This is a genomic window from Candidatus Tisiphia endosymbiont of Sialis lutaria, assembly GCF_964026535.1.
Taxonomy (GTDB): domain Bacteria; phylum Pseudomonadota; class Alphaproteobacteria; order Rickettsiales; family Rickettsiaceae; genus Tisiphia.
On the sequence record NZ_OZ032153.1, the window covers coordinates 573891 to 599338 of the forward strand.

The 25448-nt window shown below is 32.4% G+C and carries 24 protein-coding genes and 1 pseudogene; 17 read left to right on the forward strand and 8 right to left on the reverse strand.

What is annotated here, in order from left to right:
- Positions 1 to 20 precede the first annotated feature (20 nt).
- Positions 21 to 857 (forward strand): N-acetylmuramoyl-L-alanine amidase, encoded by an 837-nt coding sequence (locus tag AAGD20_RS02755; protein WP_341749431.1) that lies wholly within the window; start codon positions 21 to 23, stop codon positions 855 to 857.
- 82 nt (positions 858 to 939) lie between these two features.
- Positions 940 to 1071, forward strand: a complete 132-nt coding sequence (locus tag AAGD20_RS02760) for a hypothetical protein (protein WP_341749304.1) — start codon at positions 940 to 942, stop codon at positions 1069 to 1071.
- Between the two features lie 254 nt (positions 1072 to 1325).
- Here AAGD20_RS02760 and der read toward each other — a convergent pair whose 3' ends face one another.
- Positions 1326 to 2687, reverse strand: coding sequence for a ribosome biogenesis GTPase Der (gene der / locus AAGD20_RS02765; protein ID WP_341749305.1), 1362 nt, complete (start codon positions 2685 to 2687; stop codon positions 1326 to 1328).
- Positions 2688 to 2864: 177 nt separating this feature from the next.
- Between der and tolQ the strand changes: the two genes are divergently transcribed.
- The 6 genes from tolQ to AAGD20_RS02795 all read left to right on the forward strand — a co-directional run bounded on the left by tolQ (position 2865) and on the right by AAGD20_RS02795 (position 7225).
- Positions 2865 to 3590, forward strand: a complete 726-nt coding sequence (gene tolQ, locus AAGD20_RS02770) for a protein TolQ (RefSeq protein WP_094649069.1) — start codon at positions 2865 to 2867, stop codon at positions 3588 to 3590.
- A complete protein-coding gene (tolR, locus tag AAGD20_RS02775) occupies positions 3590 to 4024 on the forward strand; it encodes a protein TolR (protein WP_094649070.1) in 435 nt (144 codons plus the stop codon). The genes tolQ and tolR overlap by 1 nt, the downstream gene beginning before the upstream one ends.
- Positions 4014 to 4940 (forward strand): energy transducer TonB, encoded by a 927-nt coding sequence (locus AAGD20_RS02780; protein ID WP_341749306.1) that lies wholly within the window; start codon positions 4014 to 4016, stop codon positions 4938 to 4940. The genes tolR and AAGD20_RS02780 overlap by 11 nt, the downstream gene beginning before the upstream one ends.
- 179 nt (positions 4941 to 5119) lie before the next feature.
- Positions 5120 to 5974, forward strand: coding sequence for an Rpn family recombination-promoting nuclease/putative transposase (locus AAGD20_RS02785; RefSeq protein ID WP_341749307.1), 855 nt, complete (start codon positions 5120 to 5122; stop codon positions 5972 to 5974).
- A gap of 125 nt (positions 5975 to 6099) precedes the next feature.
- Entirely contained in the window at positions 6100 to 6399 is a 300-nt protein-coding gene (locus AAGD20_RS02790; protein WP_341748685.1) for a transposase, read from the forward strand.
- Between the two features lie 7 nt (positions 6400 to 6406).
- The gene (locus tag AAGD20_RS02795; protein WP_341748686.1) at positions 6407 to 7225 is read left to right on the forward strand and encodes an IS3 family transposase; all 819 of its coding nucleotides are present in this window, start codon (positions 6407 to 6409) and stop codon (positions 7223 to 7225) included.
- Positions 7226 to 7392: 167 nt separating this feature from the next.
- Here AAGD20_RS02795 and AAGD20_RS02800 read toward each other — a convergent pair whose 3' ends face one another.
- From AAGD20_RS02800 to AAGD20_RS02815, 4 genes are all read right to left on the reverse strand, one after another.
- A complete protein-coding gene (locus tag AAGD20_RS02800) occupies positions 7393 to 7656 on the reverse strand; it encodes a hypothetical protein (protein ID WP_094649307.1) in 264 nt (87 codons plus the stop codon).
- Between the two features lie 244 nt (positions 7657 to 7900).
- A complete protein-coding gene (locus AAGD20_RS02805; protein WP_341749308.1) occupies positions 7901 to 8698 on the reverse strand; it encodes an SPOR domain-containing protein in 798 nt (265 codons plus the stop codon).
- Positions 8699 to 8917: 219 nt separating this feature from the next.
- Complete coding sequence (gene argS / locus AAGD20_RS02810; RefSeq protein ID WP_341749309.1) at positions 8918 to 10651, reverse strand: arginine--tRNA ligase; 1734 nt, start codon at positions 10649 to 10651, stop codon at positions 8918 to 8920.
- Positions 10652 to 10654: 3 nt separating this feature from the next.
- Positions 10655 to 11806, reverse strand: coding sequence for a deoxyguanosinetriphosphate triphosphohydrolase (locus tag AAGD20_RS02815; protein WP_094649310.1), 1152 nt, complete (start codon positions 11804 to 11806; stop codon positions 10655 to 10657).
- A 620-nt stretch (positions 11807 to 12426) separates the two neighbouring features.
- Between AAGD20_RS02815 and erpA the strand changes: the two genes are divergently transcribed.
- Positions 12427 to 12759 carry an iron-sulfur cluster insertion protein ErpA gene (gene erpA, locus AAGD20_RS02820; protein WP_094649311.1) on the forward strand — a complete coding sequence of 111 codons (333 nt, stop codon included), beginning with the start codon at positions 12427 to 12429 and terminating at the stop codon, positions 12757 to 12759.
- 53 nt (positions 12760 to 12812) lie between these two features.
- Here erpA and AAGD20_RS02825 read toward each other — a convergent pair whose 3' ends face one another.
- Positions 12813 to 15083 carry a tetratricopeptide repeat protein gene (locus tag AAGD20_RS02825; protein WP_341749310.1) on the reverse strand — a complete coding sequence of 757 codons (2271 nt, stop codon included), beginning with the start codon at positions 15081 to 15083 and terminating at the stop codon, positions 12813 to 12815.
- A gap of 326 nt (positions 15084 to 15409) precedes the next feature.
- Here AAGD20_RS02825 and pyrH point away from each other — a divergent pair, with 326 nt between their 5' ends.
- The 6 genes from pyrH (at position 15410) to AAGD20_RS02855 (ending at position 20992) form a co-directional block, all read left to right on the forward strand.
- The gene (gene pyrH, locus AAGD20_RS02830; RefSeq protein ID WP_094649315.1) at positions 15410 to 16126 is read left to right on the forward strand and encodes a UMP kinase; all 717 of its coding nucleotides are present in this window, start codon (positions 15410 to 15412) and stop codon (positions 16124 to 16126) included.
- Between the two features lie 5 nt (positions 16127 to 16131).
- Positions 16132 to 16692, forward strand: coding sequence for a ribosome recycling factor (gene frr, locus AAGD20_RS02835; protein WP_094649316.1), 561 nt, complete (start codon positions 16132 to 16134; stop codon positions 16690 to 16692).
- Positions 16693 to 16948: 256 nt separating this feature from the next.
- The gene (gene gatC / locus AAGD20_RS02840) at positions 16949 to 17251 is read left to right on the forward strand and encodes an Asp-tRNA(Asn)/Glu-tRNA(Gln) amidotransferase subunit GatC (protein ID WP_341749311.1); all 303 of its coding nucleotides are present in this window, start codon (positions 16949 to 16951) and stop codon (positions 17249 to 17251) included.
- A gap of 3 nt (positions 17252 to 17254) precedes the next feature.
- The gene (gene gatA, locus AAGD20_RS02845) at positions 17255 to 18745 is read left to right on the forward strand and encodes an Asp-tRNA(Asn)/Glu-tRNA(Gln) amidotransferase subunit GatA (protein ID WP_341749312.1); all 1491 of its coding nucleotides are present in this window, start codon (positions 17255 to 17257) and stop codon (positions 18743 to 18745) included.
- 20 nt (positions 18746 to 18765) lie between these two features.
- On the forward strand, positions 18766 to 20262 hold the full coding sequence (locus AAGD20_RS02850) for an NADH-quinone oxidoreductase subunit M (protein WP_341749313.1): 1497 nt from the start codon (positions 18766 to 18768) through the stop codon (positions 20260 to 20262).
- A 118-nt stretch (positions 20263 to 20380) separates the two neighbouring features.
- Positions 20381 to 20992: an outer membrane protein gene (locus tag AAGD20_RS02855; protein WP_094649003.1), complete on the forward strand. Its 612-nt coding sequence runs from the start codon at positions 20381 to 20383 to the stop codon at positions 20990 to 20992.
- A 282-nt stretch (positions 20993 to 21274) separates the two neighbouring features.
- Here the strand turns inward: AAGD20_RS02855 and AAGD20_RS02860 are convergent, their stop codons facing one another.
- Both AAGD20_RS02860 and AAGD20_RS02865 read right to left on the reverse strand, forming a co-directional pair.
- Positions 21275 to 22288 carry an IS4 family transposase gene (locus tag AAGD20_RS02860; protein ID WP_341749432.1) on the reverse strand — a complete coding sequence of 338 codons (1014 nt, stop codon included), beginning with the start codon at positions 22286 to 22288 and terminating at the stop codon, positions 21275 to 21277.
- A 14-nt stretch (positions 22289 to 22302) separates the two neighbouring features.
- Positions 22303 to 22467 (reverse strand): hypothetical protein, encoded by a 165-nt coding sequence (locus AAGD20_RS02865; RefSeq protein ID WP_341748874.1) that lies wholly within the window; start codon positions 22465 to 22467, stop codon positions 22303 to 22305.
- Positions 22468 to 23572: 1105 nt separating this feature from the next.
- Between AAGD20_RS02865 and AAGD20_RS02870 the strand changes: the two genes are divergently transcribed.
- Together AAGD20_RS02870 and AAGD20_RS02875 are read left to right on the forward strand one after the other, a co-directional pair.
- Entirely contained in the window at positions 23573 to 23995 is a 423-nt protein-coding gene (locus AAGD20_RS02870) for a hypothetical protein (RefSeq protein WP_341749314.1), read from the forward strand.
- Between the two features lie 719 nt (positions 23996 to 24714).
- Positions 24715 to 25437, forward strand: a pseudogene (locus tag AAGD20_RS02875) (alpha/beta hydrolase family protein); the annotation flags it as partial.
- Positions 25438 to 25448 lie beyond the last annotated feature (11 nt).

Consider the following 25448-nt stretch of genomic DNA (forward strand, 5'->3'; position numbering starts at 1 on the left):
CATAGAAGATAATAAATGTAATTTTTACGGATAGGCAAGGCTCCTCTCCTCAATATATTATGCAGACTTATTCTGTTGGCTCTTTAAATAGTGCATTTTCTAAAATGATTTTTCGTGAGGGACAAGACATTACTCAATTAAGAAGTTCAGGCGTATCTGTGCATTACATTATAGATACAGATGGTTTAATATATCAGTTGGTTCCGGATAGTAAAAGTCCTTGGGCTGCAGGAAAGGGATCTTTAAAAACCGGTAGTAAGTTAAATCAAGATATACCAAATGACATGAAGAATGTTATGAATGATTATTGCATAAGTATCATGTCTATAAATAGCGGTAAAGAACCTCTAACGGCAGAGCAACTTGAAGCTAACCTGTTGCTAACTAAATATTTACGTGATGAATATAAAATTGAGAGTGCGAATATAGTTGGTTTAGCAGATTGGGCTGTAGGAAGGCATATTGCACCTGGTCCATATTTTCCATGGAAAGAATTCTCTAAGCATAATTTGGGTTTATGGTCTGACGTAGAGCTTAAAGATTACCCTGAAGTTATAGTATCATGGAAGAAGAAAGCTGACTCTAAAGAGGTCGTAGAAGATATACAACAACAATTTGCAGAATTGGGAATGATAGGAACGACAAAAGGTGATGAAGGATATTTGGATTCTGCTACGTTGTCCAATATGCTTTCTTTCAATTTACATTACTTTGGATCGGAAATTATAAATAATCCTTATCTTAATAGCATGTATGATGAGCATCTTTGGCAAAATTCAAACGATCCTGATGCAAGAGGAGTATTAGGGGAGTGGAATGAAAATAGTCAAGCCGTATTAGATGATATTCTGAGTTAATTGTTTATGAGGTTAGAATCATAGTATGCTAGGAGGCTGCCTACAATAACTAAAGTAATTCTATATTTGGCTCTTTTTGGCTGTGAATAAACATGATTTTTTTGAAATAGGCACACTATTCTTACAAAAATCATATCTATTCTCGCCGGAAAATATAGTCAATTCAGGAGAATTTGGGGCTAAGAGCGATAGAGCGATGCCTATAACTCGATAATCAAGTTTTTTTGCAGAGCTTATAAATAGTAGGTTGTTTGAAGGAAATTTGAATATATCCGAGTCACGACATCTATCTTTAAACACAAAATCTGTCATTCCCGCTTCGGTGCGGAATCTATAACCTCAGGGCATTTTTAGATACCTACTTTCGCAGGAATGACAACCATTGTCCTATATTTCATTCAAATCTGCAAAAAACTTGATTATCGAGTCTTACCTGCCTCCTGTTCTAACTTTCGACAGCTGTGCTGTTTATGATTTTACATATGGATTTTCAGTTTTAGTATAAATAAATCTTATTGGAACACCTGGTAAATTAAAAGCTGCCCGCAAGTTGTTTATAAGGTACCTAGTATAACTATCAGTGATTTTTTCAGGATTATTGGAAAATAGCTTAAAGGTCGGTGGACGAATTTTTGTTTGAGTCATATATTTAATTCTAACACGTCTCCCGCCTTTTTGTAAGGGTAACGGATGCTGTTCAAGGGCAAAACCTAACCAATCATTCAGTTTACTTGTTGTAATTTTTTTATTCCATAAATTATAAATTCTGATAGATTCATCTAGCACCATATTAATATTATGTTTTTTTAAGGCTGATATGAATATTATTGGCAATCCTCTAACTTGCGGTAGATTGGTTTCTATCTTATAAGCAAATTCCTCTTTAAATTTATCCTGATCTCTTCTCTCAATCAGATCCCACTTATTAACTACTATAAGCAAACTTCTGCCTTGATCTATAACATAATTGGCAATATTTAGATCTTGTTGTTCTAGAGGAGTTCGTGCATCAACCATCAGAATAACTGTATTAGCAAACTTGATGCTATTAATAGCGTCAGAAGATGATAATTTTTCTAAGGATTTAGTAACCGTTCCTTTTTTTCTTAAGCCAGCCGTATCAATTAATTTAAATTTATTATCATTATATAGCCAATCAATTTCTATAGATTCTCTTGTTATACCGGCTTCAGGCCCTGTTAATAATCTTTCATTGTTAATAATGCTATTAATAAAAGTAGATTTTCCTGCGTTTGGTCGACCACTCACCACTATTTGTATATAGTTAGCTTTTATTGGATCGGTTAATTGGTCAGTTAATTCTTCCTCTCCATCTTCATTTTCTAATTCTTCAGTTATTGCATCGTATAAATCTGCCATACCAACACCATGTTCGGCAGAAATTGGTACTACATTATCAAAACCAAGCTTGTAATATTCTTTAGCAAAGTCAAATCGTCCTTCACATTTATTAACGATTAACACAGATTTCTTATTATATCTTCTGATAAAATTAGCAAAAAACTGATCTTCAGGTAACACCCCCTCCTTGCCATCTACCACAAGACATAGCAAATCTGCCTCTATAATCGCTTCCATAGTTTGTTGCATCATTCTATATTCTAATTTTTCATCTTCTGCTTCTTCTAAACCAGGAGTATCAATTACCGTAAAATCGAATGGGCCAATTTGTGCATCAGCGTATTTTCGGTCGCGTGTTACCCCAGGGAGATCATGTACGATTGCCTTTTTCCTGATAGCTAAACGATTAAAGAGCGTAGATTTTCCGACATTGGGTCTGCCAATAATTGCCACAATTTTTTTAGTCATGTCACTTCATTTTATCATAATAACGCGTTAACACTAATATCAAATCATTTGAATATTAGCAATATTTGCTATATTATTAGCACTTAATTATATAAAGTTAAACAGTTTATTGTACCTATCAGGGATTTTGTATATAGTTATTCAAAATAACATTTTAAATAATATATAATGGCAACAATGAGTACAAATAACAATATTAATGATGTTGTAGAAATTACAGCACAAAGTGGTTCATCAATTTTTTCTCTGATATCGTCATCTGATATCATCGGAAAATTTGTTATGATAATTTTGGTAATTGCCTCAATCTGGGCATGGACTATTATTATAGATAAGATACTCCATTTAATTCAGGTAAGAAGGAAGATTGCAGTTTTTGAAGTTACTTTTTGGTCTGGAACAGTTTTAGACCAATTATATGAAACTACCAAAAGAACAATCAATAATCCTCTTGCTGCAGTTTTTGTAGCCGCGATGAATGAATGTAACCGTCAAAGTTCCAAAAACCTCACTGATGCACTTAAAATTAGTCATAAAGAGCGAATAATACAATCTATGTATTTGATCAGAAATCGTGAAATTGAAAGATTAGAACAAAATTTAGGTTTTTTGGCAACTGTTGCTTCTAGTACACCATTCATAGGATTGTTGGGTACTGTCTGGGGAATTATGCATAGTTTTCAGTCTATTGCAGCATCAAAAAACACCTCACTTGCTGTTGTTGCGCCTGGTATTGCAGAAGCTCTATTAGCAACGGCAATTGGCTTATTTGCGGCAATTCCGGCAGTGATTTTTTATAATTACCTTTCCTCGCAAATAATTAAGATTAACAACAAAATCGATGATTTTATTAATGAGCTTAGTTCTATATTATCAAGAGCTATAGATGAAGGAAAAATGTAATGGCAATACAATTACGCAACTTAGGTAATCAAAGAGCAAGAAGTAATTTAGTCAGCGAGATTAACGTTACACCACTCGTTGACGTTATGCTAGTATTGTTAATTATCTTTATGATAACCTCTCCAATGCTAGTATCAGGTATTAATGTTGATTTACCAGAAACAACTTCTAGCCCACTGTCAGGACAAGATGAGCCTTTAGTGATTAGTATTAACAATAAAGGAGAATTATATTTATTAGAATCTAAAATAGAAAGACAAAATTTGGCTAGCAAGCTAACTAATATTACAAAAGAAAAAAAAGATACTAGAATTTTTGTAAGAGGAGATAAAAATGTATCCTATGGTGAGGTAGTTAGTGTTGTAGCTGAAATCCATGCAGCTGGCTTTTCTAAAGTAGCACTAGTTTCAAATATTAAATATAATGAAAAATAATAATATTGTTTCTGTCTCTTTTATTTGCTCGGTAGTACTTCATTTACTAATAATTTATTTCTTTTTATTTGGTCTACCATCATTGTTTAAAAAGCTTCCTGAAGAGCAAGTAATAGTTTTTGAAATGTTACCGATTAGTAATCAATCTAATGTACCCAATAAAACTAAACAGCCTGAAAAAGCTATAGAGAATCAAGATGCAAAAAAGGTAGAGCAAAGTAAACCTGACTATGTAGAAGAGAAAAAACCTGTAGAGAAGGCTGTTGAAGAAAAGAAATTGGTAGAAGACAAACCGGTAGAAGAGAAGAAGTCCATTGAAGAGAAGCCTATTATTGAAGAAGAAAAGCCTCTAGAAGAAAAACCTATTATCGAGAAAAAGAAGGCTATAGAAGAGAAGAAACCTACAGAAGTGAAAAAGCCTACAGAAGTAAAGAAGCCAATTGAGAAAAAAAAGAAAATTCCTAATAAGAGCGACTTAGATTCTTTGCTTAAAAATTTAGAGCAATCATCTGAAGGCTCTAATGCAAAGTCAAATAAACAAGCAAGAGCCAAAGAAAATAAAGAAACTCAGGAATCGAAAGGTTCATACGATGACACGTTAGCTCTTTCTATCAGTGAAATATCTTTAATTAAGCAACAAATAGAGAGATTATGGAGTAAGCCTATTGGGATACAAAATCTTGAGCAGTTAAGGGTAATTTTGTATATTGCTTTAAATAAAGATGGTAGTGTTAAAGAAGTAAAAGTAAAAGAAACAATATGCCCAAATATAACGAAAACAGCTTGTGACGCTCTATCTGACAGTGCAATGAGAGCCGTATGGCAAGCAAGCCCTATTAATAATCTAGACCCTCAGCGTTACGATAGCTGGAAAGAATTTAATTTTCTTTTTAATCCAAGTAATAGCAATAACTAAAATAATTCTATATTAGAAAATGAAAAAAATAAGCCATATCGTAAAAATAATGAAAATAGCTATTAGTGGATCATAAAAATCTGTTATATTTATAGACATAACCGAGTTTGGAATAACTTGTTATATCGAATTCGGGTTGTATATATGTTCGCAGATTTCAGAAGAAGGAAGTAATTGATATGCAAAAATATTTAGACCCAACAAATGATAGTCTATTTAAGAAAATCTTTAGTGATCTGGAGAGGCTAAAAGAATTTCTTAATAGTATTCTTGATTTACCTGAAAAGCATAGAATTAAGGAAATCAACTTTCTTTCATTAGAACACCTACCTAGAATTCATCAAGGTAAGAGAAGTGTATTTGATTTGAAAGTTAAAGATGAGTCAGATCATTGGTACATTATCGAGATGCAGAAAAGAAATGAAACCGATTATTTAAAAAGATTACAATATTATTCTGCTCATTCATATGTTCAACAACTTACAGAAGGGGTGACTCACAATGATTTATTACCGATAGTAGTAATATCATTAATGAAATCAAAAATATTTGCTGAAGAAGTACCATATATAAGTTTTCATAAAACTATTGAGACAACAACTAAGAAACAGCAACACATATTTGATATATCGTATGTCTTTATAGAGCTTAAAAAATTTAAAGATATTAAGCAACCATTATTGAGTATTGCCGATGAGTGGTTACATCTATTTAAATATGCAACAAAAGAAAATACCCCCCCTGTAGGAATTAAAAGTAGTAAGGTATTAGAAGCTTACCATGTTATCGAGATGCATGGACTAACACCAGCAGAATACGATTTATATGTAAGATGCAAATTGCAGGAAGATGCGGAAGATATTGCTTTAGAAGAAAGCTTTAAAGAAGGCAAAGCTGAGGGTAAAGCTGAAGGTAAAGCTGAAGAAAAAATAACTACAGCAAAAGAAATGTTAATTGATAATCAACCAATAGAAAAAATAGTTAAATATACAAAACTAACCATTGAAGAAATAAAAAAATTAAAAGAAGAATAGCCTATAGTAAAGGAGTAGCTGCTAATAACTATAAAGCTAGGGACTACCTATAATGGTCTCCATATTTTGGACACAAAAATAGAAGAAATGAGATAGAATTCTTTAGCAAAAAAGGAGAGCTAGAGATGAAAAAACAAGTAAGGCAATATAGTGCTGAGGAGAAATCAAAAATTGTCATAGAGACAATCAAGGGCGAGCTAACAATAGCCCAAATAACTAGTAAGTATGGTGTTCATGCAACGCAGATAAGTAATTGGAAAAAACAGGGGCTTGAATTATTAGTACAAGGCTTTAAGAGTAAAACACAGAGTGCTGATCCAAATCAGCAGGAGTTAATCAAGAATCTATATGAACAAATTGGACAGTTAAGTGTAGAGCGTGACTGGCTCAAAAAAAAATCTGCATTGTTTGGACTTAAAGGTTAGGTGTAATATGATAGAGCCTAATCATAATAAATTAACAATTATACAACAGTGTAAGTTGTTGGGTATTAGTAGGTCAACCTACTACTATCAACCTACTGCTATTAGTGAACAAGAACTTAAGATCATGGCAATAATTGATGAGACCTATACTATGCATCCATATTATGGTATGCGACGGATGGCTAAATATTTACAAGCCCAAGGTTTTTCGGTAGGTCGTAAAGCTGTTAGACGTTACTACCAAATAATGGGTCTTGAAGCTGTTTATCCTAAAATGAATTTGAGTAAAAGAAATCAGGCACATAAAATATATCCTTATTTATTAAAAGATTTAGAGGGAACATACTCAAATCAAGTATGGTGTTCAGATATCACTTACATAAGGTTGCAACAAGGATTTGTTTATTTGGTAGCCATTATGGATTGGCACAGTCGTTATATACTTAGCTGGCGGGTATCTATTAGTTTAGAAAGTACTTTTTGTGTAGAGGCTCTTGAGGAAGCTATAGAACAATATGGTATACCAAAGATTTTTAACACAGACCAAGGAGTGCAATTTACGTCTGAGCAATTTATCTGTATTTTAAAAAAATATAATATTCAAATAAGTATGGATGGCAAAGGTAGAGCTTTGGACAACGTGTTTATTGAGCGATTTTGGCGTTCGTTGAAACAGGAAAAAATTTATCGAATAATTTTAACAATTGTAAAGGAGGCAAAAGCAGCTATTAAGGAATATATCGATTTTTATAACCACGAAAGAATGCACCAAGCATTGGGGTATAGGACTCCTAGCTTGATGTACTATAAACAAAAAGTTGCATAATAGTGACAATAATAATTTCATGGGAATTATATCTCTAAATTGCTAAATTTTTGTCTAGACAAAGGAGACCACCATAACCTGCAATAACTAAAGTAATTCTATATTTGGCTCTTTTTGGCTGCGAATAAATATGATTTTGAGTCTATAATATACTTGCTTGTTAGGGATTAGAGCCAAGGTATTTTTAAAGCATAATTTAGGCGAGCGACGAGTGACGACGTCACCAACTTCTCATCAATTGACATAGCTTTAATCTTTACAATTAAATCCTCTGCTAATGCAACTAATTTGGCTTCTTCTGCATCATCGAAGAATACCCCTAAATGTCGGACAATACGTTGTTTGACATTACCTTTGCTATCTCGGTATCCTTCAACCACTTGTATTGATTGCCTTGGACTATTTGGTGTTTTTTTACGACGTATGTACATGTAGGTAACTGTAGAATTAATATGTAATAATATAGTTATAGCACAACAAACTGCCTGAAAAAATCATTTCCCAGTTCTATGGCTCCTCCATATCATCTCTTTCCATCTTTCAACATTTTCTTGCGGAAGTCGGGAAGAAGTATACGAATATGCTCTAAAAAAGCAGTCTGTTGATAATACATTTATAGATTGGATGATTGAGAAATATCACAAACCTTAATTTTTTCTTTGCTGATAAATTTTATCAACGATTGGTGATTATACAGCCTTGCTGATTATCAGAGAGTTTCTTGCATATAGCTTTAGCTTGGTTTATATTTTGGTAGTTACCTACTAAGACTAAATAGAAAAAACTCCCTTTATCAGATTGTATCTTTTTGATATTTATCACCGTATTATTAAGGATTTTCGCATATTTTTTTTTGATTCTCTCCCCTTCTTGGTTGGCTTCTGATTCAGATTTTACCGAAGCTATCTGGATTTTATACCCCCCTTGATTTGACTTATTTAATAACTGCGTATCATCGATCTTACGATGCGATTCAGTAACTTTTATTATATTTAGACCCACCTTATTTGAATTAGGCTGTTGTTCTATTAAACTCTCTGTTTGTACCGATTCGTTTTTTATTATATTAGGTAAAATTACTTCCGTCCCATCTTCATTTTTACTTAGTTTGAGTTTCTTATGCTTAACCTGATCAGTTTCTATTATATCAAATAAGATTGTATCTATAGAATCAGTATCTTCATCACCTTGTACTGATTTTTGTTTAGTAATATTTAATGGCTTTTCCGGTTCAGGTTGCAACGTTATAGGTTTACTAATCTTTTTTTGTTGTAAATTCTCATAAATTATATTATTGGCATTTGGTATTACTATCCCCCCACTATCTTGTGGCTTAACTTTTGTCGGCGATTGATCATGGTAAATCGTCACTACCTGACCACCACTATCTTGATTATAATTAGTATACACTAAATATGTAATAGCACTAAGTATTGAGAGAAAAATAATAATTAGAAAAACACGATTAACCATATTTTTTATAAATAACTTTATCAGACAACGTATAAGCTAACCCGATCAGCATTTAGCCATAATAAACTGGCGTCATTGCGAGGAGGTCAAGACCGACGAAGCAATCCATATAATAAGCTTCATGGATTGCCACGTTCACGTACGTTCGCTCGCAATGACGTTTGTGAATTTGGTGTATACTCAAATCATTTGAGTATAATGCTAATCAGATTAGTTATACTACATTTTATTCATAGGCGTCACCCCTATAACATCAAAACCAACTTTTATAATTTTTTGAATAGATTTTGCTAAAGCAAGGCGGGCAACAGTCAACTCTATATTATCTTCAATTAAAAACCGATAATCATTATTTTCTTTGCCAAAATTCCATAAAGCATGGAATTTTGAAGCTAAATTAATCAAATAAAAAGCTATTCTATGTGGTTCAAAATATTTCGCTGATACTTCTAAAATTTTTGACCATGAAGCAAGCAGCTTAATTATTTCAATTTCCTCTTCAGTAGAAAGCAAAGATAAATCATACTCTTTTTCTAAGAACTTATTATATGCTTTTGGCATAGATTCTTTAGCTTTTTCCAGTATAGACATAGTCCTAACGTAAGCATATTGTACATAAAATACTGGATTATCCTTTGATTGTTCTTTTACTTTAGCTAGATCAAAGTCAAGAGTAATATCATTCTTACGGGTTAGCATTATAAATCTTATTATGTCCTTACCTACCTCGTTTGTTACATCTCGCACATTAGTAAAATTGCCGCTACGTTTCGACATTTTTACAGCAATACCATTTTCCACGAAGTTTACTAACTGGCAAATTTTAACATCAACTTTAATTTTTTCTCCACCAAGAGCCTTAACTATCGCCTCAATTCTTTTTACGTAACCACAATGATCTGCTCCTAGAACATAAACTAGATGATCAAATCCACGATCTATTTTATCCTTAGCATAAGCTAAATCAGAGGCAAAATATGACCAACTACCATCAGATTTTTTTATTGGTCTATCTTGATTATCGCCAAAAGCAGTAGATTTAAACAATCTCTGAGTTCTTGAGTCCCAAAGCTCATCTACATTACCTTTAGGAGGAGGTAACTGCCCATCATATATAAGTCCCATTTTAGTCAGTAACTGAACAACTTCCTCAATCTTGCCACTATCATGCAGTGATTTTTCTGAGAAAAATACTTCGTGTTCAACATCTAGCTCTTTTAAATCGTGCTTAATTATCACTAACATTTCTTCTATTGTAAAATCCTTAACGAGTTCATGGCGTTGGTTATCCGGCATTGTTAATAATTTATCCCCAAATTTCTCTACCAACTTTTGCCCAATATCTACCAAATATTCTCCAGGATAAAGCCCTGCTGGTATCACGATATCTTCTTTTGTTAATGCTTGCTTATAGCGTAACATAACTGAGTTAGCTAAGTCATCCACTTGGGAGCCGGCATCATTAAGGTAATATTCTTTGGTAACAATATAGCCAGTACTATCTAGAACCTTGGCTAAAGCATCACCATACACAGCTCCTCTAGCATGCCCAATATGTAGAGGACCAGTTGGATTTGCAGAGACGTATTCAATATTGACCTTTTGATTATTACCAAAATTAACCTTAAAAAACTCCTCTTTATCTAGCAATATGTCATTAATAGAGTTATGCCACATATCGGCTTTAATAGTAAAATTAATAAACCCTGGACCAGCAACTTCTATAGAGGCAATATATGGCAGGGATGTTAATATTTCCTTAAATCTAATGGCTAAGTCTTTAGGTTTAACATTTTGTTTTGCTGCAACAATCATAGCTATATTGCTTGAAAGATCACCATTGAACTTATCTTTAGGAATTTCAACAGCTGCCAATTGTAACACATCATCATTATCGCATATTTTTTTGCCTGCACTAATGATATCGTTACGTAATTTATTAAATATATTCATAAATTAAATATTATTAGAATTGAAGGAATAAATATCTTGATGCTCTTGAATAGCAAACCGGTCAGTCATGCCAGCTATATAATCTGCTACTATACCAGCTTTAGATTTTGTATTCCCTGGTATAATTAATTCTTTCCAACTAAATGGTAGTAAATCAATATTATCCATATATATCTTAAATAAATCTTGTACGATTCTTTGACACTTTAAAAGCATCGATGTCAATTTATTATGCTTATATACTTTATCATACAAGAATTGTTTAATTTTTACTATACGCTCTTTTGCTTCATCAGTAAAATCAACAAGCTGATAATCAAGATGGCGTATATCATCGGTTGTAATTATTTTCTGTTTCTGTAGATTATTATTTGTTTGTAGTAGTAAATCAGCAATTAAATCGCTGATTAATTTACGTACTACTTCATATATAAGCTGAGTTGTTGTTATATTTTTAAACTGAGACTTAATTTCAAAAGCATATTGATCAATAAATTTAATTTCCGTTAGATGATTAAAGTCAATAATCTTGGCACCAACACTATCTTCTAAATCATGGGAAATATAACTAATATCATCAGCTAACGAAGCAATTTGGGCTTCAGCTGAGGAGTAATGAGTTAAGTCAAGGTTATGTTGTGAATCATACTCTAATATATATTCAGGTATATTATTTATTAAAGGACCATTATGTTTGACAATTCCTTCTAGCACTTCCCATGTCAAATTTAATCCATCATAAGCTGCATATCTTTTCTCTACTTTAGTAAGAATCTTTAATGAATGAGCATTATGGGAGAATCCACCATAATCTTGCATACACTTATTTAGAGCTACCTCTCCTGCATGACCGAAAGGAGTATGTCCAAGATCATGGGCAAGACCTATAGTTTCTGCCAAATCACTTGACAAATTAAGGGTTTTAGCAATAGAACGGGCAACCGTAGAAACTTCAATTGAGTGAGTAAGACGATTTCGATAATGATCGCCTTCATGATTAATGAAAACCTGGGTTTTATATTGCAAACGCCTGAAAGCCTTTGAATGAATTATACGATCATGATCTCGTTCAAATTCATTTCTGTAAGCTGTAGGATATTCGTTAAACAATCTTCCCCTACTATTGCTGGGGTCTACTGCATATGAAGCAAGCATATATTAACTCCTAATATTATGTTCTAGATAACCTCTCTGTCATTGCGAGGAGCTACTTTAGTAGCAACGAGCAATCCAAAAATCAACAAGAGATTGCTTCGTCGCCTTCGGCTCCTCGCAATGACGTTTTTACCCTGTCATTCCCGCGTAGGCGGGAATCTAGCCCCCTAGCTACGCAGGGGGTGACACAAAAATGGATTGCTTTGTTGTGCAGTTTCCGCACTCTTCGCAATGACTTTTGGGGTAGCTACTTTGTCCTTGCGAGAAGGCGTGAGCCGACGAAGCAATCCATAAATTGCCATTCCATCCCACTATTGTCATTCCCGCTTCGGTGCGGAATCTAATATCCCTGCTTTCGTAGGGATGACAAAAGACAGGATCGCTTTGTCATGCGATGCTACTTCTTGCTAATATTAATGGCATAATGTTAACCGGATTAGCTATATAGTCAATTGATGAGAAGTTGGTGACGTCATCACTCGTCGCTCCTAGTCCCCAATTTTCCTGAATTGACTATAGTATAGAATCACCTACTAAGCTTTTCAAGGTTTTTAAATGAAGCTGTTGCAAAATTAGCTTTTTAGGATTATTTTAAGGGTCTTTAATAATATAATCATGTCATGTCAATAGAAATTACCGATAATGCTTTTAAAAGAGTGGGCGAGTTAATCAAATTGGAAGATAATCCCAATTTGGTTCTTAGAATAATTGTTGATGGTGGTGGGTGTTCTGGGTTTGTTTATAATTACGCCCTCGTGCCAAGTAATGACATAACAAAAGATGATTGTGTTATAGAGAAAGATAATACTAAAGTGGTTATTGATGCAATATCACAGCCATTCATGGCTGATTGTATAATAGATTTTATCGAAGAGTTAGGTAGTTCCTATTTTGAAATTAGAAATCCCAATGCAAAAACTAAGTGTGGATGTGGCAATTCTTTCTCTGTGTAATTCCCAATTACCTACATTGCGAATACATTCGGTGTAAACGACGAGTCCGGGATTTATTTTTCTTTTGCCCATAAATCCATATCATATTGTTTACAATACTCAAACATAGATAAAGTATTAGGGTGGTTTATGCCAAACTCCTTTATTTGCGGTTTACCAAAGAATTTATAACTATGCAAGTTTTTTGCTTTACATGACGCTTTAGCTCCTTGACTATATAAGTCACTAACTTGAGCCACATTTTTACGATTATCCCTATATAAATAATGATATATGCTATAAGCTTTATTATAGTACTCTATTGCTACTTTTACGTTATCTTGAGCAAATAAAATATCACCTTGGACTACATAGCTTGCTGCTAAATATGGATCTTCCGAATAATCTGCATCTTTGGGATTTCTACGTTCATCAGCTAAAAATATGGAGATAGCCTGGTTAATATGCTCTGAGGCTTGGTCTAGTTTACCCAGCCCTAATTCACTTTTTGCCATTGCAATAAAAGTATAACCAAATACTTCATCATCTTCTTTTTTAAAGGATTTACACATGTCATATACTTGCTTGGCTATGGCATATGCTTCTTGGTGCTTTTTAAGATAATTTAATATTTCTATTTTAGCATTATAAGAATTTATAAACCATGGGTCATCAGGGCTTGTTCCATTTTTAATGGTTGTTTCTATACTTTTATTAACTTGTTCTAATGATTCAGTATATTTCCCTTGGACAAAGAATAGAAGTGCTTTAGCATCATGTATATAAAATATGTCACTTTCATCCATTAAGCCTTTATTAAAAAATTGTTCTATAATTGTAATGTTTTTTTCTGCTTCTTGAACCTGCCCTAATGCAATATTAGATGTTGCTAAGGTAAACAATACAATCCATTTAAAAGATTCATAACCTTCTACATTATCTAATATTTCTTTCGTTCTTGTACAATAATGTATTGCTGTTCTATAATTAGAACAAATTCTATAATACACACCTATTGCTCGTATGTAACTTGCATATGTGTATTTTTCATCATTACTCATTAACCATAATTTAAACTTACCAGTACCCTGTTGATCATTTTTATTAAACCAATTAACGAGTCTTTCTGTATTATGGTGATCGTAAGAGAGAAGATATGCTGATATTAGCTGTCTATTCAGCTGCATAATTTTATATATATTAACGTTATACTTCTCAGCATTCCTAGCAAGGATTTCAAAATTTTCATGCATAGTTTTTGCTTTTCTAAAAATTTGGGCTTTGATAATGCTCTTTGGTACGTAATTCATTAATTTAGTAACTATATCTTCTAAATAAGCTTTATTATTAATACTTCCATTAATCTCAGCTATTTTTTGAGCAATAACATCGTGCATTTCAAAGATCGGATTAGCTTCATGTGAGTCAATGTTAGATATTAAGGAAATTTTAGAGAGCTGATAAATATCATCATTCAATGTACTTTGATCATCCGTAATAAAACTTAGTAAGTCTTTTGAAAAACCTTGATTATTTATTAAGGCTATTTTATTTAGTAAATTTCTAGCACTTGGCTTTAATTCATTGATAGTTAACATAATGTTCAATTGAATTCTATCTGTTGATTGTTGAATTTTTTTCTTATACCCGGCTTTATCTAAACCTTTTACATTATTTAATAATTGTGCTCCTTGTACTATCATGATAGGATAACCAGCAAATTCTTTGCTCAAGAATTCTACTACCTTTGGATCATTACTTTCTAAAATATTGTTAGCAAGAATACTAACGTCACTTTTTGTAAAGGCAGTCATTTGGACTATATTCGGTAATATTTCACTATCTTGGGAACAAAATATAACATGTCCATTATTTTCCCACTCAACAAACTCTTGAACTTTCTTATTTTGACCTACCTTTAGATTATCAAATATCAGTAACCACTTATCTTGATTTGATAAATAATTCATTAGTTCTTTTCGGACTAATCTTATATCTTCTGATATTAGATTAGATTTAGCAGTACTATTAATAACTTTTGCTAGCTTTAGTAGTTCTTGATTAATATCTAAATTACAGTCAATAAACCAAATAAGCTGATAGTTATTTTGATTTTCATAACAATACATTCTAGCAAGTTGGGTTTTTCCCATGCCACTAGTTCCTACTATGCTTGTTTGTCGATATTTAATTAAGTTATTTGTAAGCAAAGCTAGTTGTTTGACATGATCGACAAAATAAGTAACTGGTACAACAAAATTAAATATCTGGTTAGCCATTTGTTGTTGAGCTAATGAGTTAAGAGGCATTATTAATAATATTAATAGTATCAAATATTTATTCATTGTATTTTGTTAATAAAAGGTTTTAGAAAAACTAGATTATTAAGATTAACATGATTATGATTTGTTTTGCAATCAAAATTATTTGTAATATAGTAAATTAATTATAAAAACTGTCGGAAAGAACGAACCTTTTAAGGTTAGTTATGTAATCTTACCTTGTTTTAAACTAATATTTTTAAATCTATAATTATTATCAAACAACTATAATACTTGACAAAAATAATAGTTCGACTAGTTTTAATTGTTATAAGATGCTCACCCCACAGCTATCAAATAGGTTTGTATAGAATTATATAAATCAATAATTTAACAACAATGTAAAATTTATGTCACATTTAAAATATAAACGGGTTTTGCTAAAAGTTTCTGGCGAAGCCTTAATGGGTGACAAGCAATTTGGTCACGAATATTCTGTAATATTAAGGATTGCTGAGGATATAAAGGAAGCAATAGATATTGGTGTACAGGTATGTGTGGTTGTTGGCGGTGGTAATATTTATCGTGGAACTAATTCTGCATTTGGTATTGAAAGAGCTGCCGGTGATTATATTGGCATGCTTGGTACGGTAATAAATGCACTTACTTTACAAAATATTATGGAAAGTTTAGGTGTTCATACTAGAGTTCTTTCAGCAATCCCCATGATGAGTATTTGTGAGCCTTATATACGTCGTAAAGCAAAAAGACATATAGAAAAAGGTAGAGTAGTAATTTTTTCCGGCGGAACTGGTAATCCATTTTGCACTACCGATAGTGCGGGTGTCCTAAGAGCCATTGAAATGAGTTGTGATTTATTATTAAAAGGCACTAAAGTTAATGGTGTATATGATTCCGATCCAACGAAAAACCCTAATGCAGTAAAATATTCCACTATCAGTTATACTGATCTTCTAAAAGAGAACTTACAAGTTATGGATATTGCTGCCGTTGCAGTGGCTAGAGAAAATAACTTGCCAATTAAGGTATTTTCAATTAGAGAGAAAGGTAACTTTGCAAAAGTACTGCAAGGAAAAGGTGAGTATACAAAAATTCAAGAAGATTAACAGATATGGATAAAACAACTATATATAAAGAGTTACAATCAAAAATGGATAGCTCGTTAAAAATATTGGATCACGAACTTAAGGGACTCAGAACTGGTCGAGCTTCAGTTAATTTACTTGATCCGGTATTGGTTGAAGCCTATGGAGATAAAATGCCTTTGTCACAAGTAGCAAGTCTTTCTACTCCAGATGCCAGGACTATCACGGTGCAAGTGTGGGATAAATCTATGATAAAAGCTGTAGAAAAAGCCATTACTGATGCAAATCTAGGTCTAAATCCATCATCAGATGGGCAATTAGTCAGAATTACCATTCCATTACTTACTGAAGAACGTCGCAAAGAGCTTGTTAAATTTGCTCACAAATATGGAGAAAATACTAAAATTGCATTGCGTAATATCAGAAGGGACGGTAATGAGGAGTTAAAAAAGTCAGAAAAAGACAATATCATAACTAAGGACGAACATCATAATTTTTCAGAAGAAATCCAAAAATTAACTGATGAGTATAGTAATAAAGTCGACTCGCATGTTAAGCAAAAAGAACAAGAAATAATGACTGTTTAAGTATATTCAACTCAGTGTCATACCTGCGTAAGCAGGTATCTAGATTCCGTACCGAAGCGGGAATGACCATAGTGGGTGGGAATGACAACTTACAATTTGCTTTGCATCATTTTGACGTATTGGATAAGTTACGTAATCGTCCAATACAAAATAAGTATAATTATTCTTAAAAAATGACTTCATGCTATTAGTGTAGATATATTTCATGCTATAATATTATTTTAAACAACATTGACTGTAAATATTTAGGTATATAATGATTACAAATGAAGAAGTACGAAGAATAGCAAAACTTGCTAGGTTTGATTTTAGCAAAGAGGAAATAAATAGTTTTTCCCAGCAACTGACTGAGATCATGAATATGATTAACATTTTAAACGATGTAGATTGTAGTAACGTTCAACCACTTACTTCAGTTTGTGGTATGAACCAAAGAATGCGAAAAGATCAAGTATTGTATGGTGATCTCTCTGATGAGTTATTTGCTAACTTACCAAATGATAAAGCAGAACTTGCCAGAGAAGTAAAATGTTTTGTAGTACCAAAAGTAGTAGAGTAAAATATGTCAGAAATTGTAAAATTAACCATAACCCAAGCCCTGAAAGCACTAAAGAGCAAAGAATTCTCATGTGTTGAGCTAACTAAAGCTCATATTGCAGAAATGGATAAGCATAAAGAGCTGAATGCCTATATTACTGAAACTACAGATACGGCTTTACAGCAAGCTAAAATTGCTGATCAAAATTACCATAAAGGAATAGAAAAGTCATTAGAAGGAATTCCCATCTCTGTAAAAGATCTTTTTTGCACAAAAGGAGTGCTAACTACTGCAGGCTCAAGAATGCTTAGTAAATTTATACCAACATACGAATCGACTGTAAGTAATAAAGTGCAAGAGCATGGTACAATAATGCTTGGTAAGACTAATATGGATGAATTTGCCATGGGTTCTGCTAATATTACCAGCTATTTCGGCAATGTTATTAGTCCTTGGAAGGCTGTAGACGCACCTTCCACTCCACTAGTACCAGGGGGGTCTTCTGGGGGAGCATCAGCTTCTGTTAGTGCTTTTTTAGCTATGGCAGCTCTTGGAAGTGATACAGGTGGCTCTGTTCGTCAACCTGCCAGTTATACCGGGGTTGTCGGATTCAAACCAACATATGGTCGATGTTCTAGATATGGGATGATTGCTTTTGCTAGTTCGCTTGACCAAGCTGGCGTGCTTACAAGAACTGTTGAAGATAACGCTTTAATGCTACAAGCCATGATGGGATTTGATGAGAAGGATTCTACTTCTATCGACTCCGAGGTACCACAACTAAGGTCAGCATGTAATGCTAGTGTAAAAAATATGAAGATAGGCGTTCCATTTGATCTTATGAGAAAACAGGGTATACAGCCTGACATTATTAAGATGTGGCAAAATACTATTGATATTCTTAAAAATGATGGGGTAGAAATTATTGATATTTCATTACCATATTCTAAATATGCACTATCTGCATATTATGTGATAGCACCTGCTGAAACCTCATCTAATTTATCAAGATATGATGGTGTAAGATATGGTTTTAGGGCAGAAAATGATGGAGTATCTATTGAAGAAATGTATCAAAAAACAAGGAGTGCTGGTTTTGGCTCTGAAGTTAAAAGACGTATTATGATTGGTACTTATTTGCTTTCATCTACTCTTATGGATGCTTATTATTTAAAAGCACAAAAAATAAGACGCTTGATTTCAGATGATTTTAACAAAGCTTTTGGGCGAGTTGAAGCAATAATTTTGCCATCTGCCCCATCCGAAGCCTTTAACTTAGGTGAGAAACAAGATAATCCTGTGACAATGTATTTAAACGATTTATTTACTATTCCAGCTAGTCTTGCCGGTCTTCCTTGTTGTTCTGTACCAGCTGCTTTATCTTCTAGAGGATTACCTCTTGGGATGCAAGTAATAGGCAAAGCCCTTGATGAATATAATACTTTAAAGGTGGCAGCAGCAATTGAGCGTGGTTCGAAAAATATTAGTTTTATATATTCTAATAAACGGAGTTAATTGGATTATTAGAGTTTAGAATGTCAGATTTACCGATCTTATCAATAAGCATTTTCTTGCCTTTACTAAGTGCATTATATATTCTGCTGTTTATTAGACAGAGTAGGTCGGTTAATAAACAAGTTTATGCGATATATGTTGCAGTTTTAAGCTCTGTACTAACATTAATAGCTACTATTTGTTTATTAGTTCAATTTGATAGTACATCAAAACTTTATCAATTTGTCGAATGCTATAATTGGGTTCAATATATAGGTCTTGAATTCCACATTGGAGTCGATGGAATTTCAGTATTTTTTGTTGTTTTGACCAGCTTTTTAACCCTTATCTGTATTATAGCTAGTCTATTTACCGTCAAAAAATATATTAAAGAATTTTTGTTTTGTTTTTTATTAATTGAATCTTTTTGCATTGGGGCTTTTTCCTCAATGAATTTACTATTATTTTACTTATTTTTTGAAGTAATATTAATCCCGATGTATCTAATTATAGGAATTTGGGGAGGTGAAAATAGAGTTTATGCGGCTGTAAAGTTCTTCCTCTATACTTTCTTTGGTTCGGTATTTTTCTTATTGTCGTTGCTATATATTTATAGCCAATTTCACAGCTTTAATATGCTTGTTCTGAACGAATCAATACCTTTATTAGCATTATCGGTACAGAGAGTTTTATGGTTGGCAATCTTTATAGCCTTCGCGGTAAAAGTGCCTATGCTACCATTCCACACATGGCTTCCTGATGCACACGTACAAGCACCAACTGCTGGGTCTGTCATTTTGGCTGGGATATTATTAAAACTTGGAGCATATGGTTTTTTACGAGTGTCATTACCAATGTTTCCAAATATATCAAAAGAATTTGCATTTTATGTATTAGTGCTGAGTATATTTGCTGTAATATATGGTTCATTAGTGGCACTAGCTCAAAGAGATATGAAAAAGATGATAGCTTATTCATCAATAGCTCATATGGGTTATGTTATTGGTGGAATTTTTAGTTTGACCGAAGCGGGAATTAAGGGAGCAATATATCAAATGATTAGTCATGGTGTGGTAGCATCTACTTTGTTTTTGATAGTTGGTACTTTATATGACAGATTGCATACTAAGGAAATAGACCAATATGGTGGTGTAGCAAATAAAATGCCAATACTTGCCACTTTGTTTATGATCGCCATGCTTGGCTCTATAGGTTTACCAGGTACTAGCGGTTTTATAGGAGAATTTTTAAGTTTAATAGGTATTTATCAAGCCAATATAGTGCTAGCTATGATAAGTGCTGTTGGTATTATTCTTGGAGCTGTTTATATGCTAAAACTTTACAAAGAAGTAATGCTAGGACAAATTACTAATGTTCAGGTTGCAAGCTTTAAAGATTTATATCTCTATGAAATGATTGCAATTATACCATTATGTATAACAATAATTTACTTAGGTTTGCTGCCAAATGCAATTATCAATATGCTTGATGTGTCAATTCACAAGATTTTGTTACAATTATTTTATGTTGTAAAATAATTAGGGTGTGTCATCAATCAACTGTGGATGCTTTAGGAAGTCCTACAGCTTTTCATTTAACAAAATAAGCTGGATAATAAGTCTAATTTATAGTAGACTCTAAATAAAAAATAAAAATATGAAAAATTTATTATTACTAACAATCATTAGCGTTTCGCTCTTATTTTCTGCTTCCTCTTGGGCCATTGATAATCAATTTTATTTGAAGGTAGAAGTTGGGGCAAATAAAATGAATAATATTAAGTTAAATGATAAAGAGTTACAGCAGAATACTGCTGCTATTGTTGGTGGAGGTGTGGGTTATTATGTTCTAGATAATGTTAGACTTGATCTTATGCTTGATTTTTTTGCTAATCAGCAAGTAAAACACTCTTTTGCCGGTGTGGACTCAAAAATTAAGCCCCAAATTACTACTTTAGTGCTTAGTGGTTATGTCGATATTTTTGATATAAGCATTTGTGAATTATTTATCGGAGCTGGTGCTGGTGTTGGTCATCTGAAAAACGAAATTACCAATAATAAGCTTGGTACTTCAGTTTCTAATAGTAAAAAAAATAACCTAGTATATCACCTCACTTTTGGAGCTGCTGCCAAGTTAGCTCCTGTAATAAAAGTTGAGGTAGCTTATAGCTGGAAAAATCTTGGTAGTACCAAAGAGATAAAGAATCATGTTAAGTCATTGCCTTATAAAGGTCATAATGTAACACTTGGCATTAGGTTTGATGTATAAGTTTACCTGGCTATAGTCTCAATTGATGAGAAGTTGGTGACGTCGTCACTAGTCGCTCGCCTATTACTTATCATAGCTCTAGAATTTTTTATTTATTTCCTTATGATGAGTAAAAAAGCTGACTGCTAAGGGTCATTGCGAGGAGCTGCTAAAATCGGTGACGCAGCAATCCATTTTTGTGTCACCCCTGCGTAAGCAGGGGGTTAGATTCCACAACCGTTGAAAGTTAAAAAGTACAAAACATTGCAATCGATAATTACACATAAATTTATCCTTCAATCTTTATAATTTTAAGTCTACAAGATTAGGATCTCCGCCGCAAAATAATACAATATCCTTGATAATCTCCTTTTCAAGCAGCAGCGTAAATTGCAATAGAACAAGCTTAAATCCCCATAAATTGTTTACTTTTTTAAATATTGCAAACAAAATAGCAGCTATTAAAATACAATATATGTATACTTTCATTCCATTCTCCCTATGGCTAATAAAATGTTTAATTTGTAAATTTTGCTTAATAAATTTAAAAAATACTTCAATTTCCCACCTTTTTTTGTAGCTGCTTGCTATATCTTGTGCTGATAAATATAATATATTACTTAAAAACCACAATTCTCCTGCTGTCTTACTATTGGCTTTAATTAGTCGTAAATTACACTTTATTTCCTTATGATTTTTATCATATAAATTTACAATCTCATCACTTATGATAGTTAAATCTTTGCAAAATTCCTGTTCTAAATCTTCTTCAGTCGTATCAGTTGTGTTAATTCTATTCGTTTGTATTAATGCGTATTTTCTGTTTATATTTGCTCGCGTAATAAAATATTGTTCATTTTTGGTAAAAGCCTCAAATGTTTGGGCTTTTGAGAGACCTCTATCAAATAACAATATTTCTTCTTTCTCTATCTTTGTTGCATTAATGGCTTGTACAAGAGCTATATTTTCACTAGACTCAGATTGTTGGCTACAAAATCTTACACTAGATGGTATTGAATTTTTTAACCCTACACTTATTTTAATATGTCTGTCTTGAGTTTTGCCACCAAGATTTAATCCATCTTTTAATAATTTACCAGATAAAGTAATTATAGTAGAATCAAACCTATGTAGCTTATCGGAGTCAGTTTTTTTAAATTTATCATTATATTTTATTACCAAATTTATATATATATCTTCAAAATATCTGGTATCTATCGATGATAATCTCTTGCTGATAGAGCTGTGATCTAAGACATTATTATTTTTATCTTGAGTTTTAAGTAACGAAGATAAATTTTTATTATTATTAGTTATAAGTTATAAGGCTCTCAGGCTCTCAGGCTCAGTTTATAGCCCTTTAGTATACAATGAACAAAGCTTTTTAAAATAAATTTACCTGTAATTTTATTATTTACTTTATCTATTTTGTATAATTTGCCCAGTTCATTTAATTTTTCTTCGTCTATTAAATCCATAATTTCTGATATCTGCATATTCTTAAGTCATTATTTATATGAACTTAATTTATACACAATCTTTAGTTATATTTTAACTCCTTTTTTAACTTTCAACAGTTGTGGGCTGAAGACCAAATGCATTGGTCAATAGATTGGCATGTATCTGCTACGTGTAGTAACCTTGCACAAGTGATAAATGAACAAGTAGAAAATTATTTCATGTATACAGGAGGCATATTTACATAATGAGCCAGTAACATATTGGACACACTCTAACAATGGTGTACTGTCTTTAGGGTTTTAGTTTAATATAGGGTTATTCGACTATAGGACACATGTTCCTACTTTATTATTAATGCTAAATTAATATAAATATTTTTGATAGTTAATATAAATTTTGCTTGATATTAGATAAAATATACTTCATACTTGATATAAAAATAATTATTTTCATAAACTAATTAATATTTCAAACAAAAGAGGATTTTATGAGTAAGGAAAAATTTAGTCCAGATGATTCTAAGGCATGAAATGACTGTAATGACAAAGGTGGTACAGTTGAGTGTACTGGTCAAGATTGTGTTTGTGTACACACCGCTTAGATTGTTAACTCATCGCATAACCCCCTTGGCAATTTAAAAATTGCAGAAAAGTACAAGACGTCATTGCGAGACCACGTAGTGGTCGTAGCAATCCACATTTATTAGATTGCCTCGTCGCACCACCAAAGTGGCTCCTCGCAATGACTCTAGGCTATTCTCCCTATGACTTTTAAATGCCATGCGTAAGGTGAGTTGTTAAACAAAAAAGTAATCAATTTTTCATAAAGGAGGATTTTATGGATAGGGATAGTGATACTAATGATTTTGGGTTTAATGAAGTTGGATGTGCAGATGATGTATGTGCAAGAGATTATCCAGTATAATCTAAATGTTGCATGAAATCGCAATTTTGGATTAATTTAGTTAATCCAAAATTGATAAGTACAGTAATTTACTAACTACCCAAATTTGGGGTTTTAAGCAGAAATCTCCGCCGAAAATATGTCCTGAAATCACTAAGACAACAGTAGAGTATTTGAGTCCTCATAATAGGAATCTGTAACGCAAGTGTTATGATAATTAAATGTGTTATAAATCAAATGAAATTAAAATTTCTATTACAACTTGTTATAATTTTATCTCTTGCTGCTTGTAGCGGCAAGACACACTCTCTCATTCCTCGAGAGCTTTTGTTTTTTGGTGATGATTCAGATAAAATATTAGTTAGATTAAGCCCAAATGGGGTTTATTTAAGTTATATTGCCCCTATTAATAAAGTACCAACAGTATGTTTTTCTACAGTTCAGGATATTCGCACCAAAGGATTGAATGCTAAAAAATGTCTAGAACCACATTTTGATAAAGGTATTCATTCATATATATGGGCATATGATAATAAACATATTATTTATAGTCAAGATCCAGACGGTAGTGAAAATACTGGTATATATATATATATAACATTGAGACTGCACAATATAATACTATTTATGCACGTAAAGCTGTTCAAGCTAATGTTATAAATATTAGTTCTGATAAACCTAATCAATTATTAATTGGGATCAATGAACGTAATAAAAAATATTTTGATGTTTATAATTTTAACCTTGATGAATTAAATGGGGGGAAACAACCATCTCTTGAACTTGTTTTTAAAAATGATAAATTTACTAGTTTAATATATGATAGGGATTTGAACCTCAGATTAGCGTCTTATATGGACTCAGAAGGAGGAAGAACGATATTTAAATATCTAGGAGATAAATTTCAAAAATTACTTACTCTCCCTCCAGAAGAAGCCGATAGTTTTGCTATTGTAGGATTTAATAAAGATAATACTAAAATATATATTTTAGATTGTAGAAACTCTGATACGGATAGTCTAAGAGAACTGAATTCAGATACTGGTGAAACTAAAGTTATAGTAAATGAACAAAAAGCTGATCTAAGTATCATGACTGTTAGTCCTATTGAAAAAAATATACAAGTAGTAAGAGTTAACTACACTATGCCAAAAGATATTATAATAGACAATTCTATTAAAGGTGATATCAACTTTTTAAAGCGTTTAAACAAAGATGCTTTTAATATCTTAAGCCGTACAACAGATGATAAATTATGGCTTGTTTATTATTATAGTGATACTATACCAGGTGAATATTACCTTTATGATCGTTCTAAAAAAACAGTTGAGTTTTTGTTTAAGAGTAGACCTAATTTGACACATTACCATTCGCTACCTATGCAGCCAGTAGTAATAAAGTCTATAGATGGTTTAGATTTAGTAAGTTATATTACTACACCTAGTAAAGTTAACTCTACTGCTCCGTATCCTTTAGTAGTTTATGTACATGGTGGACCAACTGCAAGAGATATTTGGGGATATAATATAATTCACCAATGGTTAGCTAATCGTGGCTATGCAGTACTTAGTACCAATTTTCGGGGTTCTAGTGGTTTTGGCAAAAGGTTCTTAAATGCTGGTAACAGAGAGTGGGGTAAAAAAATGCATCAAGATATTATTGATGTAGTTAATTGGTCTATCTATCACAAAATTGCCAATCCTAATAAAATTGCCATTATGGGAGCAAGTTATGGTGGTTATGAAACTTTGGTGGCTCTTACTAGGAATCCTGACTTATTTGCCTGTGGCATAGATATAGTTGGTCCATCGGATCTTGCTACACTAATAAAAAGTGTGCCAGAATATTGGAAACCAATATCAGGAAATTTTAGAAAAAAGGTAGGAGATATAGACTCTTTGGAAGGTTTACATCTACTGAGTTTATCTTCTCCGATAAATTTTGCTGACAAAATAACTAAGCCATTACTTATAGCTCAAGGAGCAAATGATCCTAGAGTAACGAGAGAACAATCTGATAGAATTGTAGAAATATTGCAAAAGAAAAAGATTCCAGTTCTTTATGCACTCTACCCAGATGAAGGACATGGATTTAGGAATGTACATAATAGATT